At 68.9% G+C, this 17,589-nt stretch carries 17 protein-coding genes; 7 read left to right on the top strand and 10 right to left on the bottom strand.

Features of this window, described 5'->3' with window-relative positions; all coding sequences use genetic code 11:
- The first annotated feature begins 68 nt into the window (after positions 1 to 68).
- From AC6LJ5_RS14810 to AC6LJ5_RS14790, 5 genes are all read left to right on the top strand, one after another.
- Positions 69 to 536: an Lrp/AsnC family transcriptional regulator gene (locus tag AC6LJ5_RS14810; RefSeq protein WP_103274122.1), complete on the top strand. Its 468-nt coding sequence runs from the start codon at positions 69 to 71 to the stop codon at positions 534 to 536.
- 110 nt (positions 537 to 646) lie between these two features.
- The gene (locus tag AC6LJ5_RS14805) at positions 647 to 979 is read left to right on the top strand and encodes an antitoxin VbhA family protein (RefSeq protein ID WP_498140862.1); all 333 of its coding nucleotides are present in this window, start codon (positions 647 to 649) and stop codon (positions 977 to 979) included.
- Positions 957 to 1,649: a Fic family protein gene (locus AC6LJ5_RS14800; RefSeq protein WP_498140861.1), complete on the top strand. Its 693-nt coding sequence runs from the start codon at positions 957 to 959 to the stop codon at positions 1,647 to 1,649. Before AC6LJ5_RS14805 ends, AC6LJ5_RS14800 begins: the two co-directional genes overlap by 23 nt.
- Positions 1,650 to 1,914: 265 nt before the next feature.
- The gene (locus tag AC6LJ5_RS14795; protein ID WP_498140860.1) at positions 1,915 to 3,411 is read left to right on the top strand and encodes a purine-cytosine permease family protein; all 1,497 of its coding nucleotides are present in this window, start codon (positions 1,915 to 1,917) and stop codon (positions 3,409 to 3,411) included.
- The gene (locus AC6LJ5_RS14790; protein WP_392409955.1) at positions 3,408 to 4,202 is read left to right on the top strand and encodes a carbon-nitrogen hydrolase family protein; all 795 of its coding nucleotides are present in this window, start codon (positions 3,408 to 3,410) and stop codon (positions 4,200 to 4,202) included. The genes AC6LJ5_RS14795 and AC6LJ5_RS14790 overlap by 4 nt, the downstream gene beginning before the upstream one ends.
- Positions 4,203 to 4,241: 39 nt before the next feature.
- On the opposite strand, the gene AC6LJ5_RS14785 is transcribed toward AC6LJ5_RS14790, so the two are convergent.
- The 4 genes from AC6LJ5_RS14785 to AC6LJ5_RS14770 all read right to left on the bottom strand — a co-directional run bounded on the left by AC6LJ5_RS14785 (position 4,242) and on the right by AC6LJ5_RS14770 (position 8,931).
- Positions 4,242 to 4,736 carry a glutathione peroxidase gene (locus AC6LJ5_RS14785; RefSeq protein ID WP_498140859.1) on the bottom strand — a complete coding sequence of 165 codons (495 nt, stop codon included), beginning with the start codon at positions 4,734 to 4,736 and terminating at the stop codon, positions 4,242 to 4,244.
- A 12-nt stretch (positions 4,737 to 4,748) separates the two neighbouring features.
- Positions 4,749 to 5,951, bottom strand: a complete 1,203-nt coding sequence (locus AC6LJ5_RS14780; RefSeq protein ID WP_498140858.1) for an MFS transporter — start codon at positions 5,949 to 5,951, stop codon at positions 4,749 to 4,751.
- A gap of 159 nt (positions 5,952 to 6,110) precedes the next feature.
- A complete protein-coding gene (locus AC6LJ5_RS14775; protein ID WP_498140857.1) occupies positions 6,111 to 7,310 on the bottom strand; it encodes a DUF1501 domain-containing protein in 1,200 nt (399 codons plus the stop codon).
- A 43-nt stretch (positions 7,311 to 7,353) separates the two neighbouring features.
- Entirely contained in the window at positions 7,354 to 8,931 is a 1,578-nt protein-coding gene (locus AC6LJ5_RS14770; RefSeq protein ID WP_498140856.1) for a DUF1800 domain-containing protein, read from the bottom strand.
- A 242-nt stretch (positions 8,932 to 9,173) separates the two neighbouring features.
- Here AC6LJ5_RS14770 and AC6LJ5_RS14765 point away from each other — a divergent pair, with 242 nt between their 5' ends.
- Positions 9,174 to 9,494, top strand: a complete 321-nt coding sequence (locus AC6LJ5_RS14765) for a hypothetical protein (protein ID WP_103274129.1) — start codon at positions 9,174 to 9,176, stop codon at positions 9,492 to 9,494.
- Here the strand turns inward: AC6LJ5_RS14765 and AC6LJ5_RS14760 are convergent.
- The 4 genes from AC6LJ5_RS14760 to phrB all read right to left on the bottom strand — a co-directional run bounded on the left by AC6LJ5_RS14760 (position 9,491) and on the right by phrB (position 14,071).
- Positions 9,491 to 10,138, bottom strand: coding sequence for a hypothetical protein (locus AC6LJ5_RS14760; RefSeq protein WP_498140855.1), 648 nt, complete (start codon positions 10,136 to 10,138; stop codon positions 9,491 to 9,493). The two genes, AC6LJ5_RS14765 and AC6LJ5_RS14760, sit on opposite strands and share 4 nt — an antisense overlap.
- A 15-nt stretch (positions 10,139 to 10,153) precedes the next feature.
- Complete coding sequence (locus AC6LJ5_RS14755; RefSeq protein ID WP_498140854.1) at positions 10,154 to 10,642, bottom strand: type III secretion system chaperone; 489 nt, start codon at positions 10,640 to 10,642, stop codon at positions 10,154 to 10,156.
- A gap of 60 nt (positions 10,643 to 10,702) precedes the next feature.
- Complete coding sequence (locus tag AC6LJ5_RS14750) at positions 10,703 to 12,385, bottom strand: methyl-accepting chemotaxis protein (RefSeq protein WP_498140853.1); 1,683 nt, start codon at positions 12,383 to 12,385, stop codon at positions 10,703 to 10,705.
- Between the two features lie 234 nt (positions 12,386 to 12,619).
- Positions 12,620 to 14,071, bottom strand: a complete 1,452-nt coding sequence (phrB, locus tag AC6LJ5_RS14745; RefSeq protein ID WP_498140852.1) for a deoxyribodipyrimidine photo-lyase — start codon at positions 14,069 to 14,071, stop codon at positions 12,620 to 12,622.
- 237 nt (positions 14,072 to 14,308) lie between these two features.
- Here phrB and AC6LJ5_RS14740 point away from each other — a divergent pair, with 237 nt between their 5' ends.
- On the top strand, positions 14,309 to 15,757 hold the full coding sequence (locus AC6LJ5_RS14740; protein ID WP_498140851.1) for a CoA transferase: 1,449 nt from the start codon (positions 14,309 to 14,311) through the stop codon (positions 15,755 to 15,757).
- A gap of 43 nt (positions 15,758 to 15,800) precedes the next feature.
- On the opposite strand, the gene AC6LJ5_RS14735 is transcribed toward AC6LJ5_RS14740, so the two are convergent.
- Positions 15,801 to 16,340: a peroxiredoxin gene (locus AC6LJ5_RS14735; protein ID WP_103274135.1), complete on the bottom strand. Its 540-nt coding sequence runs from the start codon at positions 16,338 to 16,340 to the stop codon at positions 15,801 to 15,803.
- Positions 16,341 to 16,455: 115 nt separating this feature from the next.
- On the bottom strand, positions 16,456 to 17,589 hold a 1,134-nt coding region (locus AC6LJ5_RS14730), incomplete at its 5' end, for a YXWGXW repeat-containing protein (RefSeq protein WP_498140850.1).

Raw genomic sequence — 17,589 nt, 5'->3', positions numbered from 1 at the left:
CAGATAAAGCTGGTTATATGATGAGGTTTCGGCATTTTTATTTTCCAACCTTCTTTTAGGTGGAATATATGCAAAACGACCTAAAGAATGAAAACCCGGTCCTGGACGGTATCGACCGCCGCCTGGTGGAGATGCTGTCGGCCAATGCCCGCACCACCACCGCCGACCTCGCGCGCCAGGTCGGCATGTCGGCGCCCAGCGTGGCGGACCGGCTGCGGCGCCTGGAAGATTCCGGCGTGATCCGCGCCTATACCGTCGACGTGGACCCGGTCGCGCTGGGCTACACGCTGGAAGCCATCGTCCGCATCCGCCCCTTGCCGGGCCAGCTGCGGCACGTGGAAGGGCTGATCCAGGAGATCCCGGATTTCATCGAATGCGACAAGGTCACGGGCGACGACTGCTTCATCGCCCGGCTGGTGCTGCGCTCGATCTCGCACCTGGACGGGATCCTGGAGCGGGTGACGGAATACGCCGAGACCAACACGTCCATCGTCAAGGCGCGCACGGTGCGGCGCAGGTTGCCGCCGTTGCGGTGAGGGCGGCTGGCTCGCAGGCTGCTTGGCGGGAGGGAAATGTCATTACATTGTCTGCACAATGCAATGACATTAAAATTGGCTTCAGAGAACCTCATGCCGGAGTCCTTAGCGTGAAAGAATCCACCGTCACTTTCCGGGTCGAGACCGAGTTGCGCGACGACTTCCATCGCGCCGTTGAAACCGAGCACCGGCCTGCCGCGCAGGTCTTGCGCGAGCTCATGCGCGAGTACATCGTCCGCACCCTGCCGCCAAAGCCATTGATCACTGCCGCTGAGCGCCAGCGGCGGCAAGCTGCGGTCGAGTTTTCGCGTGCCAACGTCGGCCTGGAAGGTTTCGTGCTGACTCCGGCAGACGAAGTCCATGCGCAACGCTTCATAGACGGTGAAATCGATTTGGCCGAATTCGTCGCAGCTCAGTTGCATGACCAACCGCGAAGCTCCTGATTTGACGCCGCAGGCGCGCCACGCGCTGGAGCGCCGGCATGTTTTCCAGCGCAGCGTCGAGCTTCTGCTTACGCCTGTGGCTGGCGATTTCGACGCCGCGCATTTACGGGAGATAAACCGACGGCTTTTCCAGGATCTGCCCGCATTGGGATTCGATGATGTCACGCCCGGGCAGTATCGGCCCGCCGTGCCGGATGGGCTGGATTGGATCAAGAACCGTCGACTTGAAACTGTCGACGCACCGTCTTGCGTCGCGTATTCGCGCATGGATGATATCGCCCTGGCTCGCATGGACCACATGCTTGCCGAAGCCAGGCCTGCCACGTTGTCCAGGCTACCTTTGGCCAAGTTCGTGCGGGCGCTCGGAAATCTTTATGCGGAGCTGGATTATGCTCATCCGTTTCGCGACGGCAATAGCCGAAGCCTGCGCATTTTCACCCGCCAACTCGCGCAGGCCTGCGGCTATTCGCTAGACTGGGAACGTTTCAACCGATCTCCAGGTGCTCGCGACCTGCTCTATATTGCCCGTGACCGCAGCGTCAACGCCCTGGCCTTGCCAGACATCCGGCACGCCGGCACACGGCGCGATGTCGTGCTGACCATGGATCGCTTCGAAGGCAACCCCGATCTTCCCGAACTGCTCCGCGACGCCGTATCGGCAGCCAGCTAGCGCAGCCTATTCCTGCAACGGCCTGGCCGTCGGCGTCTGCAGTTCGTTCAGCGATTTCATGGCTGAGCCGATCCGCCGATCCCTGGCGCCAGGGAGCGAGCCATTTCGGATGCAAAGTCCGACAAATCCTGCCAGTGAATTCAGAAACATCCCATGGCCTGTCCGTCGCGGTGGGCCTAGCGTAATGCCGACCACTGCCTCTGCCCGCAAACCGAATCGTCGGCGAGCCCGGTCAGAGCGCTTCCTGGCCAGGACATTGCCCAACATGGATGCACCACACAGCGCGAGCCTCGCCGGCCCGGAATTGGGGCGCGGGATAGAAAGCCGATCGATCGACTACATCCCCGGGCACGAGCGGCGCGCAAAGCTGCGCAGCCAGGGGCCGTTCTGGTTTCTGGGAAATCTCCACTTCTTCACGATCTCGATCGGCTTCGTCGGGCCGGGCATGGGGCTGTCGGCGGCGTGGACCGCGCTTGCCGGCGCGCTGGGCGTCATGTTCGGCACGGTCTTCATGGCATTCCATGGATCGCAGGGGCCGGAGATGGGGCTGCCGCAGATGATCCAGTCGCGCGCGCAGTTCGGCTACCGAGGCGTCGCGCTGGCGCTGGCGGCCACGCTGTTCGTATTCGTCGGCTTCAATGTGGTCAACGTCTCGCTCATCATGGGCGGCCTGAATCTGGTCTTCGGACTGGATCCCGCCGCCGTGGCGATCGCCGTCGTCGTCGCGGGCGGCCTGCTGGCGATCTACGGGCACGACCTGATGCACCGCGCATTCAAGTGGGCGCTGATGGCCACGCTGCCGCTGTATGCGCTGGCGACCGTCGCGCTGGCCCTGGGCGTCGGCCACGGCCCGGCGGCCGCGCCGGCGTATCCCGGATTCAGCTGGGTGGCGTTCCTGACGCAGTTCGCGATCAGCGCCAGCTACAACATCTCGTATGCGCCCTACGTGTCCGACTACTCGCGCTATCTGCCCCGGGATACCCGCCGGGCAAGGCTGATCGCCGCGATCTTCCTGGGGGCGTCGCTGTCCGGCGCCTGGATGATCGGCCTGGGCGCCTGGCTCGCGCAACGGCTGCAAGCGTCGGATGCCCTGGTGGCGTTGAATGATGTGGGCTCGGCCCTGTATCCCGGCCTGGGCCGGGTTTTCGTCATCGTGTCGGTGGCGGGCTTCCTGCCGGTGATCGCGCTGAACACATACAGCGCGATGCTGACGCTGTTGACCGCCGTGGATTCGTTCCGCAGGATCCGGCCGACCCGAGGCGCGCGCGTTGCGGCGGTACTGGCCATCAGCGGCGTCCTGCTTGCCTGCGCGCTGCTGGCCCGGGGCAATGGCATCGCGCTGCTGAGCACGTTCCTCGTGCTGCTGCTTTATTTCCTGGTGCCCTGGACGGCGGTGAACCTGGTCGACTATTTCCTGGTCCGCAAGGGACGCTATGCGATCCCGCATTTCTTCACGCCGAAGGGCATCTATGGCGCCTGGCAGGCGCGCGGCATCGCCGCCTATCTGATCGGCTTCGCCAGCATGGTGCCGTTCTTCCATATCGTCGATGCCGCGTCGGGGCAGGCCATTTTCGTGGGGTATTTCGCGCAACGGATGCACGGCGTGGATATCGCCTGGCTGGTCGGCCTGCTCGTCGCCGGATCGGTCTACCTCGCGCTGGGTCGTTCCATCGACCTGCGCGCGGAAGAGCGCGTCATCGCGGGCATCCGCGACAGCGACCTGGCGTCGATGGCCCAACACATCGCGGAGATCGAGCAATGAACGGGCCTCGCATCCGTCTGATCCAGTCGACCCTGGGCGATGGCGACGTCGCCGCCAATCTGAATCAGGCGCTCGCCCTCATCGCGCAGTGCGCCGGTCAGGTGGATCTGGTGGTCTTCTCCGAAACATACATCCCGGGCTTTCCCACGCCGCAGAACGTGGCCCGGCTGGCGGAGCCGCTGGATGGGCCATCCCTTTCCGCGCTGCGGGACGCCGCCCGGCAGGCCGGCGTCAGCGTGGCGATCGGGCTGGCCGAACGCGACGGCGAGCGTTTCTACAATACCGCCGTGCTGATCGATCACGAGGGCGGGCTGCTTCTCAGCTACCGCAAGACGCACCTTTATGAGTCCGACCTTGGGGTGTTCAAGCCTGGCGCCGAGTTTCCCGTATGCCGCTGGAACGGCATCCGCGTGGGCCTGCTGATCTGCTTCGACATCGAATTCCCCGAGACCGCGCGCATGCTGGCGAACAAGGGCGCTGAAATCATCCTCGTGCTGGACGGCATGATGAAGCCCCATGGGCATGTGCACCGTCGCGTCGTTCCGGTCCGGGCCCTGGAAAACCAGGTGTATGTGCTCATGGCCAATCGGGTGGGCGCGGGCGACCGGTACACGTTCAGCGGCGAAAGCCAGGTGGCCGATCCGTTCGGGCGCGTGCTCGCGATCGCCAGCACGGAGCAGCCGCAGGCCCTGACCGTCACGCTGGACATGGACGCGGTCGACCGGGCCCGGTCCGAGTTCCGGTATGTGGACCTTGCCGCCATCGCGCTCGATCCCGCCAGACGCGGCTGACGCCGGCTCTGGCCGGCTTGCGTCGAGGATCTGGCGATCTCAGCCCGCCGGCGCAGCCAGGGCCCGCAGGATGTCCTTCTCGATCCCGGTCGGCGTGTCCGTGGGCGCGTAGCGCCGGATCACCTGGCCATCGCGGCCCACCAGGAACTTGGTGAAGTTCCACTTGATGCCCTCGGTGCCGAAGACGCCGGGCTTCTCGCCCTTGAGCCAGCGGTACAGCGGGTGCGCGTTGGCGCCGTTGACCTCGATCTTGGCGTGCAGCGGGAAGCTGACGTCGTACTTGGTGGAGCAGAAGGCGCGGATCTCTTCCTCGGAGCCCGGCTCCTGGTGGCCGAACTGGTCGCAGGGAAAGCCCAGCACCGTCAGGCCGGCGTCGCGGTGCGCCTGGTACAGCGTTTCCAGGCCGGCGTACTGCGGCGTGAAACCGCACTTGGACGCCACGTTCACGACCAGCAGCACGCGGCCTCGATACTGGTCCAACGCTTGCTCGGTGCCGTCGATGCCGCGGGCGGAGAAATCGTAGATCGTGCTCATGGGGACTCCTGGTCAGGCGTTCGAGCGCAGCGGCAGGGCTTCGCCGCCGGCTTGTCCGGCCAGTGTAGCCGCGCGGCGGCCGTGGCGGCGGGTGCCCCACAGCGTCAGCAGCAGCGCCGCCGCCGCGATGGCGGCGGACATCCAGGGCAGGCCGGTCAGCGGCAGGCCGCTGCCCAGCGCCATGCTGCCCAGCCAGGCGCCGCCGGCGTTGCCCAGGTTGAACGCGCCCTGGTTCAGCGTGGACGCCAGGTTGGGCGCTTCGGCCGCCTGGTCCACGATCAGCGTCTGCAGCAGCGGCACCAGCGCGAAGCCCAGCGTGCCCCAGACGAATACCAGCGCCAGCATGGGCGCCAGCGCGTGCACCGCCTGCGACAGCGCCAGGAACACCAGCACCAGCCCCGCGAACATGCGCGTCAGCCAGAATTCCAGGTTGCGGTCGCCTAGCCGGCCGCCCAGCGTGCTGCCCACGGTCAGCGCCACGCCGAACAGCAGCAGCACGCCAGTGACGCCGCGCTCGGACACGCCGGTCACGTCGCGCAGCAGCGGCGCGATATAGGTCAGCACACAAAACAGCGCGGCCGAGGCCAGCGCGCTGGCGGCCAGCGGCCACAGCACGCGCGGATCACGCAGCACCTTGAATTCGCGCAGGATGTTGCCGGCCTGCATGGGGATGCGGGCCGGCAGCCAGGCCGCCAGCGCCGCCACCGCGATCAGGCCGATGCCGCTGACCACCCAGAAGGTCGAGCGCCAGCCGGCGGCCTGGCCCAGCGCCGTGCCCAGCGGCACGCCCAGCACATTGGCCAGCGTCAGGCCGGTGAACATCAGCGCGATGGCGCTGGAGCGCTGGTTGCGCGGCACCAGGTCGGCGGCCACCACCGCGCCGATGCCGAAGAAGGCGCCGTGGCAGAAGGCCGTGAACACGCGCGCCGCCATCAACGTGGCGTAGCCGGGCGCCAGCGCGCACAGCAGGTTGCCGATCACGAAGGTGCTGGCCAGCCCGATCAGCGTGGTCTTGCGCGGCAGCCGGGCGGTGATGATGGCCATGATGGGCGCGCCGATCACCACGCCCATGGCGTAGCCGGTGATCAAGAGGCCGGCGATGTCGATCGACACGCCCAGGTCGGCGGCCACGTCGGGCAGCAGGCCCATGATGACGAATTCGCTGGTGCCGATGCCGAAAGCGGCGGCGGCCAGCGCGATGAGGTGCAAGGGCATGGAAAGAGCCGGGAAGGGCGCGGCCCTGGGAAAGGGGCCTGGCGGCATGGGAAACCCACGAATTCTAGAACAAGGCGTCGCCGCGTCGCGAGCAATGCCCTGTCGGCATCGTGGAAATCAGCCTTTGTCCCGGCCGGGCTGGCGGGCTTGCGGCCGCGTTCAGACCAGTTTCAGGTCCAGCGGCCGCACGCCCGGAAACACCTGCGCCAGCCGCGCCGCGTCCAGTCCGTACAGGCGCGCGAACAGGCCGGCGAAGACGGCGCGGTACTCGTTCAGCACCGGGTAGTCGCGGTCCTGGAACAGCGTGTCGCGGCGCACCTCGACCTGGCGGCCGGCGATGCGCCCGCCGCGCACCGCGCCGCCCATCACCCAGTACACGGTGCCGTGGCCATGGTCGGTGCCCTTGTTGCCGTTCTCGCGGAAGGTGCGGCCGAATTCGCTGATGACCACCACCGTGGTCCGCTTCCAGGCATCGCCCATGGCGTCGGCGTAGGCCGCCAGCGCGCGTCCCAGCTGGCCCAGCCGCGTGGCCAGCGCGCCGCTGGCGCCGCCCTGGCCCACGTGGGTGTCCCAGCCGCCCACGTCGACGAAGCCCAGGTTGTATTGGTCGCGCATGAAGCGGGCGATGCGTCGCGCCTCCTGTTCGAGCCGGTCGGCCGACACGGCGTTGCCGTTGGCGGCCTGCATCTCCGCGTCCATTTCCTGGCGCGCCGCGCTCATGATGCGCTGGCCCTCGGCCACGGTCGCGTTCAGCTCGGTGCGCCGGTACATGGACGCGATGGCCTGGTTGTCCTTGTCGTTCAGCCGCGACTGGCGGCTGGCGCCGCCCAGGTCCACGTTGGGCACGTGGGCCGCGCCCCGGCAGATCTGCGGCACGTCCTCGGTGAAGGCGGCGGCCTGTCCGCGCTCATCGCCCAGCACGCCCGCCAGCCGGTTCAGAAAGCCCGAGCCGTAGCCTGCGCCGCCCTTGTCCAACCCCTGGCCCAGCTCGATGCGGTTCTGCGTCTCGAAATGGCTGCGGCTGGTGTCCTCGGTGCCGGCGAAGGGCAGGAAGGCCAGCTCGCGGCGCTGGTAGAACGGCATCAGGCTGGCGGCCAGCGCGGGATGCAGCGCCCAGCCGTCGGCCAGCGGCAGCGCGGCGTCGGCGCCGCTGCCGGGGCGGGGGATGGCGATGGTGGGCCGCGACTCGTAATAGAAGTCGCTGGCGGCCGGCACCAGCAGGCTGGCGGCGTCGTAGGCGCCGCGCATGAATACGACCAGCAGCCGGTTGTCCCGCGCGGCCGGCGCGGCGTAGAGGCGGCCGGCGCCCAGCGCGAAGGGGGCGGCGGCCATGAGTTGGAGCAGGCGGCGACGGTGCATGAGGATCTCCGGGGCGGACGGGGCCGTGTTGTGCGGGCGGGGACTAGCGCCGCATGAATTCCGGCGAGGCCAGCAGGTAGGTATTGACGTCGCGCGGATTGGCGGCCTGCGCCAGCGCCTGGCGCGTGTCGGGCGACAGCCGGTCGAACAGCCCGGTGCCGGCATAGGCCTTGAGCAGGTCGGGCAGGCGCGGCGAGGGCGGCTGCGGCGTCTGCTGCTGCTGCTGCTGCTGCTGCTGCTGCGGGTTCTCGGCGGGATCGCGGTAGAAGTTCGGCGGCGCCGCGGCGATCGCGCGCGCCGTCTCGAAGCGCGCCGTCATCTGGCCGGGGCCGGCCCAGTCCGATTGCGCCAGCGGGTAGCCGTCGGGCGTGAGGCGCTGGTTCAGCGGCTGGCCGAGCTGGCGCAGCAGGTTCAGCGCGGGCCGGGGATTGACGATGGTCGGCATGCCGGCATAGGCCAGCCGCAGCGACGAATACACATAGTGCACCGGGTCCTTGAACACGCCGGCGTCCAGCGAGCGCGCGAATTCGGGCGAGGCGTACAGCGTCTGCAGCACGGCGGCGATGTCGCCGTCGCTGGCCAGGAAGGTGCGGGCCATCCTGTCGACCAGCGCGGGCGGCGGCGCGTCGCCCAGGAAATAGGCCACCAGCTTGGCGCTGATGAAATGGGCGGTGGCCGGATGGCGCGCCAGCAGATCCACGGCCTGGTCGACTTCTGCCAGGCCGGCGCCGGCGATGCGGTGGCCCAGGAACTGCTTGTCGCCGTAGTCGTGGCGCGCCGGATTGAACAGGAACAGCCCGTCCTGCACCACCTGCGCGCGCAGCTCGGGCCGCAGCTTGGGCGGCTCGTCGGGCCGGCCGATGCCCAGGCCGGTGAGGATGCGCGCCAGCTCCTGCACGTCCGTCTGCGTATAGCCGCCTTTCACGCCCAGCGTGTGCAGCTCCATCAGCTCGCGCGCATAGTTCTCGTTGATCTTGCCGGCCGCGTTCTGCGCATTGTCCAGGTACAGCAGCATGGCCGGCGAGCGGATGGTCGCGGCCAGCAGGTCGCGGAACTTGCCGAGCGCGTGCGCCCGGATGGCGCGGTCTTCATAGCTGCCGATGAAGGCGCCCACGTCGCCCTTGGGGGCGTAGACGTTGAAGTGGTTCATCCAGAACCAGGTCATCTGCTCCTGCAGCTGGTTGGGCGAGTACAACGCGCGCCAGACCGCGCGGTCGGCCGTGGCGTCGGCGCGGTCGCGGGCGATCACGCGCGCGTCCCGCTGCGCCTGGACCCGGGCGTCGGACGTCTGGTCCTTGGCGTCCTGGCGCAGCCGGCGCTGTTCGGCCTGCGCATCCTCGTCCGACTGCCGCGAGATCGGCAGGGCGTCGATGCGCCGCTGGACCTCGGGCGGCAGGGCGGCGCCGGGGGCGGGGTGCAGTTGGGCCTGGAGATAGCGCTCCGGCCCCAGTTCGCGGATGCGGGCCAGCTCGGCCGGCGTGGCGCCCCAGGTGATGCGGTTGACCAGCGCGGCCTCGCGCGCCGGGTCCGCCGCCGGCGGCTGGGCCAGCGCGGCGGCCGCCAGCGGCAGCAGCAGGAGGGGGGCAAGACACGGCAGAATGCGGCGGTGCAAGATGGGCATGGACGGACACCAGGAAAAGGGCGCGCGATCAAGCATATGACGCGATCATCGCCCGGACATTCCCGTTTCGCCGCGACTTGAAACGCACGGAAACGGATGGTTGTCGCCGGGCCGGCAGGGCGCGGGCAGGGCTGTCCGGCCGACGCGCTATCCCTGTATCAAGCGGGGCCATTGCCGATTTATCCGCGCCGCCCGCCTATGATGTCGCTGACGCCACCGCCGCACGCACAAGGAGCCCGACCATGCAAGGAATGACCGAACGCCTGGAGGCCATGCTGGCCAAGGGTACGGACAACATGCTGCTGCGCTTCTCGCTGGGCAAGGCCTACGCCGAGCAGGACTGCTACGGCGACGCCGAAAGGCATCTGCGCGTGGCGCTGGAATTCGATCCCGACTATTCGGTGGCCTGGAAGTGGCTGGGCAAGGCCTGCCTGGGGCAGGGCGACAAGGCCGGCGCGCGCGCGGCCTGGGAGTCCGGCCTGGAAGCGGCGCGGGCGCGCGGCGACCAGCAGGTGGTGAAGGAACTGCAGGTCTTCATGAAGCGGCTGGACAAGCAAGCCTAGACCGGGCCGCCGAACGCGTCGTCGAGCGTCGCGCCCGCGCGCGCCAGCTGCCGCGTCTGGTTGAGATAGCGTGAATAGCCCTGCGGATCCTTCGCGATGGTGTCGACGGCATCCATGCCCAGGTTCAGCGTCAGCATGGCGAACGGGCTGCCCTTGGTCAGCACGTGCGCGCCCAGTTTCACGCTGCTCAGCGCGACCTGCTTCAGGTCGTTCTGTTGCACGCCCTTGCCGATATCCACGATCATTTCCACCGAGTCGGCGATCAGGCCGAACTTGATGCCCGGCGGCTTCTTGGGCGTGGACACATCCAGCGTCTCTTTCATTGCGTCCGTCAGCGGACCCTTGACGATTCCGCTGGCCAGGGTGGAGCCAGAGGAGATCACGGCGCCCGCGTCTCCTTCCTGGCAGCCCTTGACGAAGCCGAGCGTGGCGCTGCCGATGCCGAGCTGGCGCTGCACGAGGCCGAAGAGATGTTTCGGCGTGTCCTTCTGCACGAACGCTTCGCCGACCGCATTCATTGCGCTGGCCGAATCGCTGAGCGTCTTTTGCGCGTCGCCCGCGCCGCGCTGCGATTCGGTCGCGCTGGCGTGGGTATTGAACACAGGGATAAGGCTGGCGCCTATATTGTTGAACGGCGTGCTCATATCGCGTTTCCCCGATCAAATGAACTGCTGGACTTCGTCAGACAAGGCCGGCTCAGGCAGATCTTCCGCCTGCGCGAGCAGGCTCTCGATCTGGCGGCTGGCAATGGCGCCGGCCAGCGCATCGACCTGCATGCCAAAGGCCGCAAGCAGCTCAAGAAAGGCCTCGCCCCGCCAATCGTCCTGCGCCGGTGCCCACAGCAGGCGCAGTATCAGGGTCTGTTCCGCAGGATGCAGCCCGATGCTGCTGGGATAGGCCATGCCGGGCACCACGTTGGCCGCGAGCAAGGCCCGGAACAGGTTGGCGGACATGGTCTCGTCGGTTTCCGACAAGGCGCCCGTCAGCACCAATGCCGGCTGCCCGCGCACCGGCTCGATCAAGATGGCGCGGTCGCCGCGCGTATACAGGCTGAACGCCCCTTCGTCGGTGGCGCTGATGATGACTCCCAGCGCGGATTCGATCTGCTCGATCCAGTCCCTCAGCTCGGTGGCGGCGTTGGCTTGCATGTCACGCTTCGGGGTAAAGAGCGTGGGTAACGGGCGGCGGGCGAAGGTTCCCGCCTGTTTTCAGGGCAGCTGCCGTTCCAGCAGCGGAATCTGCCTGCGCGGCGAGGGCAGGGGCTCGGCCTGCGCAATGGGACGCCTGGGCATGGCGCCCTGGGCGCCGGCAACCCTGAACACCTCGATGGCATGGCGCAAGTGCGCGCCGCGCGTGCGCAGATTGTCCACCGCCAGGCTGGCCTGTTCCACCCGCGCCGCGTTGCGCTGCGCCGCGGTGTCGGTCTCGGAAATGGTGCGGCTGACGTTGTCGATGCCGGTGTGCTGCTCGGACGAGATGGCGGCGATCTCGTTGACGATCTGCGTCACCTGCTTCACGGATGTCTCGATGTCCAGCATGGCGTCGCCGGCGCGCTCCACGTGGCGCACGCCTTCGGCCACCCGCTGGTTGGATGTCTCGATCAGTTCCTTGATCTCGCGCGCCGCCGTGCCGCTTTTCTGCGCCAGGCTGCGCACCTCGGCCGCCACCACCGCGAAACCCTTGCCGGCGCCGCCGGCCCGGGCGGCCTCCACGGCGGCATTGAGCGCCAGGATGTTGGTCTGGAAGGCGATGCCGTCGATGATGCCGACGATCTCCGAAATCCGCGACGTGCTCTGCACGATGCCCTGCATGGCCTGGACCGCGTCGCCCACCACCTCGCCGCCGCGCCGCGCCACGTCGGTGGCCTGGCCGGCCTTCTGGTCGGCCTCGAAGGCGCTGGACGCGTTCTGCTTCACGGTGGACGCCAGCTGCGCCATGCTGGCGGCGGCTTCTTCCAGCGAGGCCGCCTGGCGCTGCGTGTGCGCCGACAGGTCGGCGTTGCCGTCGGCGATCTCGGTGGCCGAATGCAGCGCGCTCTCGATGCCCTGGTGCACGTCGCGGGTGATGCTGACCAGGCTCTTGCGCATCACTTCCAGCGAGAACTTCAGCGCGCCGATCTCGTCGCGCAGGCTGGCCGGCGGCAGCGGCGTGCTGAGATTGCCCGCCGCGATCTGCCGGGTGAAATCGGTGGCCGTGACCAGCAGGCCGGTGATGGAGCGCGCGAAGCCCCACCCCGAGGCGAAGATCAGCGCCACGCCGGCGGCCAGCAGCGCGCCGGCGGCGGCCAGCTCGCGCGTGTCCATGCTGTCATACAGCGCGGCGATGGCCACGCCGGACGCGCCCAGGAACAGCGCGCAGGCCAGGCAGGCCCAGGCCAGCATGCGCGAGCGCACGCCCGTCAGGCGCCACAGCATCAGCCGCGCCAGCAGGCCGCGCAGCCCGGTGGGCTTGGGCTGGCCCGCGCTCAGGCGAACGCCGCGCGCGCCGCTGCGCAGCCGCGCATAGACCGCCTCGGCGGCCTCGACCTGCTCGCGCGTGGGCTTGACGCGCACCGAGGCGTAGCAGATGGTCTCGCCGCGCTCCATGATGGGCGTGACGTTGGCCAGCACCCAGTAATAGCCGCCGTCCTTGCGCCGGTTCTTGACCACGCCGGTCCACGAATCGCCGCGCTGGATGGTGCGCCAGAGGTCGGCGAAGGCCTCTTCCGGCATGTCGGGATGGCGCACGATGTTGTGGGCCGAGCCCACCAGCTCTTCGCGCGAGAAACCGCTGACCTCAACGAACGCCGGGTTGGCGTAGATGATGCGGCCGCGCGCATCCGTGCGGGAAATCAGATACTGCTCATCGTGCAGCGTGTATTCCTGGTCGTACACCGGCTGGTTGTTGCGCATGCGTCTGTCGTCCTGTGATGGGCGTTGGCGAGTTGCAGCCGGATCATCGGGGACGGACGCCAGGGCGATCTTGATTTAGGTCAAGATATTTGAAAATTATGCAAAACGTAAATGCGCGGAGCGAGGCGCGGCGTGATGTGATGGTCGGCTTTGGGTGCGCGGCAAGGGGCGCGTCCCGGCGGCGCGGTATTGGCGCGCCTCGGACCCTGGAACCGGCGCGCGATGCCCGCCGGTTCAGGCGCGCGGCAGATTGCCGAACGCTTCCAGCGCGCGCAGCCGGCTGCCGGCCAGGTCCACGATGGGCGCCGGGTAGCCGGCGGCCGCGCGCTCCATCGGGCTGGGGTCGTGGATGGCGTCGCCGGGCAGGTGCGCCAACTCGGGCAGCCATTCGCGCAGGAACACGCCGTCCGGATCGAACTTGCGCGATTGCGACAGCGGATTGAACACGCGGAAGTAGGGCACCGCGTCGGCGCCAGTGGACGCGCTCCATTGCCAGCCGCCGTTGTTGGCGGCCAGGTCGCCGTCCACCAGATGCGCCATGAACCAGGCTTCGCCCAGGCGCCAGTCGATCAGCAGGTTTTTTGACAGGAACATCGCCGTCACCATGCGCAGCCGGTTGTGCATCCAGCCCAGCGCCAGCAGCTGGCGCATGGCGGCGTCGACGATGGGGATGCCGGTCCTGCCTTCCTGCCAGGCGAGCAGGTCCTCGGGCGCGTCGCGCCACGGCACGTGGGCGGTTTCCGGCTTCATGGGCCGGTGCATCGACAGCTCGGGATAGGCGGCCAGCAGGTGCTGGTAGAACTCGCGCCACAGCAGTTCATTGATCCAGGTGGCGATGCCGGCCTTGCCGCTGTCCAGCTCGCCCAGGTTCGCCGCCTGCGCCGCGCGCAGCGCCTGGCCGGCCGACAGCACGCCGGCGGCCAGATAGGGCGACAGGCAACTCGTGCCGGGTCGCGACGGGAAGTCGCGGTCGCCCTGGTAGGACTCGATGGCCTCGTCGACAAAGCCGGCCAGCCGCTCGCCGGCGGCATCCTCGCCGGCGGGCCAGAGCGCGCGCACCGCGTCCGAAGGCGGGTCGAAGCCGTCGAAGCGGTTCGGCAGCGCGTCCGCGCTCCAGGCCGGCGGCGTCTGCGGACGGGGCGCGGCGACTGCCGCCAGCGGCGCGCTGCGCAGCTTCTCGCGGCAGGCGCGCGCATAGGGCGTGTAGACGCGGTAGCACTCGCCCTTGCCGGCCAGCACCGAGCCCGGCGGCAGCAGCGTGCCGCCCTGGTGCAGGGTCCATTCCACGTCGGCTTCGCCCAGCGCGGTGGCCACGGCCTCGTCGCGGCGGCGCTCGTTCAGGCCCCACTCCGCGTTGGCGTGGACCCGCGCGATGCCGTGGTCCGCGCAGAAGCGCGCGATGGCATCCGGCGCCTCGCGCCAGTCGTTCACCGTCAACAGCTTCAGGGGGATGCCCAGGGCCTGCAGGTCGCGCGACAGCGCATGCAGGTTGCGCAGCCAGAAGTCGACCTTGGCCGGCGCGTCGCCATGCAGTTTCCATTGTCCGGGCGCTGCGAGGAACAGCGCTGTGACCGTGCCGTCACGCGCGGCGGCGGCCAGGGCGGGATTGTCGTGCGCGCGCAGATCGGTGCGCAGCCAGAACAGCGTATGCATGGGACGTTCCAGGGCGTAGGGGCGTGGGTTCATGCCGGTCCGCGGCAAGGCTGGCATTCTATCCCGCGCGCGCTTCGGTTCGCCGCCAGCGCGGCTGCCTGGCAGCCGATGTAAAAACTACGAGCAGATGTGACCGGCCGATCGGGCGCGATGCACGCGGGCGGCGGTATCTGGTCAAACCATGAAACACGCTCGCGCCGTTCGCGTATTGACGGACCGGACCTTGGGCAATGTAATCGGAACGACGACCACCGCAAGATGACTGACGCCATGGGAAATCTGATGGACCTCCGCCCGTCCTTCCTGAAGGGACGCTCCTCCTCCGGCTGCACATCGCGCAATGTCCTGCAGGCGCTCTGGCAAGCGGCCGGCATGCCCGATGAAGCGCTGGCGCAGGTGTCGCTGACCGGCGCCGATCCCGTCCTGCCTTCGTCCTTCGCCGTCGGACAGGCGGCGCAAACCAGCATGGCTGCCGCCGCGCTGGCCGCCGCCGAGATCTGGCATCTGCGCGGCGGCGCGCGTCAGCAGGTCAGCGTCGACATGCTGCACGCGGCCCAGGAATGCCGCAGCTACTTTCGCATCAACGGCGTCACGCTCGATCCGTTCGATCCGATCACGGGCGCCTATCGCTGCGGCGACGGCGGCTGGGTCCGCATCCACGCCAACTTCCCCCACCACCGCGACGGCGCGCTTGCCCTGCTGGGCTGCCCGCCGGGCGAAGGCACGACCCGCGCGGCCGTCGAGCGGGCGCTGGCGCGCTGGACCGCCGTCGACTTCGAACAGGCCGCCGCCGACGCCGGCATGGTGGTCGCCGCCATGCGCAGCTTCGATGAATGGGATCATCATCCGCAAGGGCAGGCCGTTGCCGCGCAGCCGCTGTTCACGCTGGAACGCATCGGCGAGGCCGATCCGCGTCCCTTGCCCAAGTATGGTCAGGATCCGCGCCCGCTCACGGACATCCGCGTGCTCGACCTGACCCGCATCATCGCCGGCCCGGTCTGCGGCCGCGCGCTGGCCGCCTATGGCGCCGACGTGATGCTGGTGAATTCCCCGAATCTGCCGAACATCGACAACATCATCGACACCAGCCGGGGCAAGCTGTCCGTGTTCGCCGACCTGGACACGGCCGACGGCCGCATCGCGCTGGGCAACCTGCTGCGCAGCGCGCACGTGTTCGTGCAGGGCTACCGGCCCGGCGCCATGGCGGCGCAGGGCTTCGGCCCGCAGGACGCGGCGCGCATCCGGCCGGGCATCGTCTATGTGTCGCTGTCGGCCTACGGCGAGCATGGCCCCTGGGCCAGGCGCAGGGGCTTCGACTCATTGGTGCAGACCGCGTCCGGCTTCAATCATGCCGAAGCCCAGGCCGCCGGGCAGCCGACGCCCAAGCCGCTGCCCATGCAGATCCTGGACCACGCTTCCGGCTATCTGATGGCCTTCGCCGCGCAGGCCGCGCTGGCGCGTCAGGCCACCGAGGGCGGCAGCTGGCATGTGCGCGTGTCGCTGGCGCAGACCGCGCACTGGCTGCGCGGCCTGGGTCGCATCGAGGGCGGGCTGGCCACGCCCATGCCGGCCATCGATGCCTACCTGCAAACGGAAGCGTCGGGCTTCGGCGAACTGGTCGCCTTGCGCCACGCCGCGCAGTTCTCGCGGACGCCGGCGCGTTGGACCCGGCCGTCCTGTCCGCCGGGCACGCATCCCACGGTCTGGCCCTGGGCCTAGCCTGACCGCACGCCGCCGCTTGCCTTGCGGCGGCCAGATGCGCTCAGAGCTTGCCGGCCTTCCACTCACGCAACGCGCGCAGCGTGTTGGCGACATGGTGTTCGGGACTCATGTCGGTGTACGAATACAGCACCTTGCCGGCCGGCGAAATCACATAGGACACGCGCTGGGCCATCTCGGGCCGGCGGTCGTGCACCGCGTCGTAGGATTTCATGATCTTGCCGTCGCCATCGGCGGCCACCGCGAACTTGCCCCGGCATTCGCTGACCGAGAACTTGTTCAGCGTGTCGATGTTGTCGGTGGACACGCCGATCACCGTCGCGCCCAGCGCCTTGTATTCATCGGTCGCCTCGGCGAAGTTGTGCGCCTCGATCGTGCAGCCCTGCGTGAAAGCGGCGGGGAAGAAATACAGCACCACCGGCCCCTGCTTGAGCGCTTCGTTCAGCTTGAAGGCATAGACCTGTCCGCCTAGCGAGGCCTGCGTGCTGAAGTCCGGCGCGGGCGCGCCGGCGGGCAGCGCGGCGTGGACGGCGGGGCTGGCGAGTAAGCCGCAAAGCAGCAGGCGGGCGACGAGGCGATTCATGGCGAACTCCGGAAGCAGGATGTAAGGAAGGGGCGCGTCGAGCACGGCGAGCCGGAGTCACTGTAGCGTCGCGCGCGGCCAGGGTCCAGCGCCTGGCCGCGAAGCCGGACGGGGCTTACTCCCTGCCGCGCCGTTCGCCGCCGCCGCGTTCCTCGCCGTGCCGTTGTTCCGGCGGCCTGGATGGATGCGGCGCGCTGGCCGCCGGCTGCGGACGGGGCGCTTCCATGCGCGCGGGCGGCGGACGGGGGGCTTCGACGCGCGCCGGCTGCGGGCGATCGTGGCGCACGGGTTGCGCCAGATTGTCGGGGCCGTGCTCGGGCCGCTGCATGCGCGGCGATGCCCCGGGCGCGCCCTGGGCTTGCGGGGCGGCCGCCGGCGCCTGGAACTGCGGCCGGGGATTGGGCGAGGCCGTCGGTCCCTGCGCGGGGCGATCGTTGTTGTGCTGGCCTGGCTGGCCGTTGCCGCCTGGGCGCTGCGCAGGGGCGGCGGGCCCCTGGTTGAAGCCGGCGGCGTTCAGGCCGGCCGGATTGGGCCGGCCGGCTTGCGGCGCGCCGGGGTTCGGTCCGCCTCGATTCGGTCCGCCCGCATTCGGCCCTCCAGCATTTGGCCCGCCCATGGGGCGCTGTCCCGGGCCGGCATTCGGCGCGCCGCCGGGACGCGGTCCCGCGCCCGGCGCCGGGCCATGGTCCACGAAGGCCTGCGGCGGGCGGCCCTGGTTGTGCTGGAAGAACTGCCCTCGGTCGGCGCCCGCCGAGCGCGCGAAGTTGCGCTGCGCGGCGGTGGGCGGAATGTGGGCTTCGTTGCGCGCGGCGGCCTCGCGCGGGTCGGCCATGCGCCGGATGCCGTTCGGACCGCCGTTGTAGCTGATGCGGCGGTTGTCGATGTTGTTGACCACCACATTGTGCGTATACACATTGGTGATGTGGGTGACGTTCACATTGGTCACGGCGCGGTTGTAGAAGTAGCGGTCGTGATCCCAGTAGCCGCCCACGAAACCGATGCCGATATAACCGAAGCCGTAGTTGATGCCGCCGTAGAAGCCGATGTGCGGCCCCCAGTAGCCGGCGTGCCACAGATAGATGCCGTCCACGAAACCCCAGTAGCCCGGCGTCCACAGCGCGCCGGTGTATGGCGCCAGCACCCAGGCGCCCGGCACCCAGAAATAGCCGTTGCGGTTCAGGCTCCAGTAGCCGGGCACCCAGATATAGCCGTCGGCGGGCGGCGGCGGCTGGGTGTAGACGGGCAGGGG

This window comes from Achromobacter sp. 1011791174, from assembly GCF_059760925.1.
The sequence above is the reverse complement of the archived record's forward strand: the minus strand, read 5'-3'. Positions and strand labels throughout refer to the sequence as shown.

Bases quoted from the DNA above. Each gene is read 5' to 3' on its own strand.
- AC6LJ5_RS14810 (WP_103274122.1), top strand. From the start codon at position 69: ATGCAAAACGACCTAAAGAATGAAAACCCGGTCCTGGACGGTATCGAC.
- AC6LJ5_RS14800 (WP_498140861.1), top strand. From the start codon at position 957: ATGACCAACCGCGAAGCTCCTGATTTGACGCCGCAGGCGCGCCACGCG.
- AC6LJ5_RS14795 (WP_498140860.1), top strand. From the start codon at position 1,915: ATGGATGCACCACACAGCGCGAGCCTCGCCGGCCCGGAATTGGGGCGC.
- AC6LJ5_RS14790 (WP_392409955.1), top strand. From the start codon at position 3,408: ATGAACGGGCCTCGCATCCGTCTGATCCAGTCGACCCTGGGCGATGGC.
- AC6LJ5_RS14785 (WP_498140859.1), bottom strand. From the start codon at position 4,736: ATGAGCACGATCTACGATTTCTCCGCCCGCGGCATCGACGGCACCGAG.
- AC6LJ5_RS14780 (WP_498140858.1), bottom strand. From the start codon at position 5,951: ATGCCCTTGCACCTCATCGCGCTGGCCGCCGCCGCTTTCGGCATCGGC.
- AC6LJ5_RS14775 (WP_498140857.1), bottom strand. From the start codon at position 7,310: ATGCACCGTCGCCGCCTGCTCCAACTCATGGCCGCCGCCCCCTTCGCG.
- AC6LJ5_RS14770 (WP_498140856.1), bottom strand. From the start codon at position 8,931: ATGCCCATCTTGCACCGCCGCATTCTGCCGTGTCTTGCCCCCCTCCTG.
- AC6LJ5_RS14765 (WP_103274129.1), top strand. From the start codon at position 9,174: ATGCAAGGAATGACCGAACGCCTGGAGGCCATGCTGGCCAAGGGTACG.
- AC6LJ5_RS14760 (WP_498140855.1), bottom strand. From the start codon at position 10,138: ATGAGCACGCCGTTCAACAATATAGGCGCCAGCCTTATCCCTGTGTTC.
- AC6LJ5_RS14755 (WP_498140854.1), bottom strand. From the start codon at position 10,642: ATGCAAGCCAACGCCGCCACCGAGCTGAGGGACTGGATCGAGCAGATC.
- AC6LJ5_RS14750 (WP_498140853.1), bottom strand. From the start codon at position 12,385: ATGCGCAACAACCAGCCGGTGTACGACCAGGAATACACGCTGCACGAT.
- phrB (WP_498140852.1), bottom strand. From the start codon at position 14,071: ATGAACCCACGCCCCTACGCCCTGGAACGTCCCATGCATACGCTGTTC.
- AC6LJ5_RS14740 (WP_498140851.1), top strand. From the start codon at position 14,309: ATGGGAAATCTGATGGACCTCCGCCCGTCCTTCCTGAAGGGACGCTCC.
- AC6LJ5_RS14735 (WP_103274135.1), bottom strand. From the start codon at position 16,340: ATGAATCGCCTCGTCGCCCGCCTGCTGCTTTGCGGCTTACTCGCCAGC.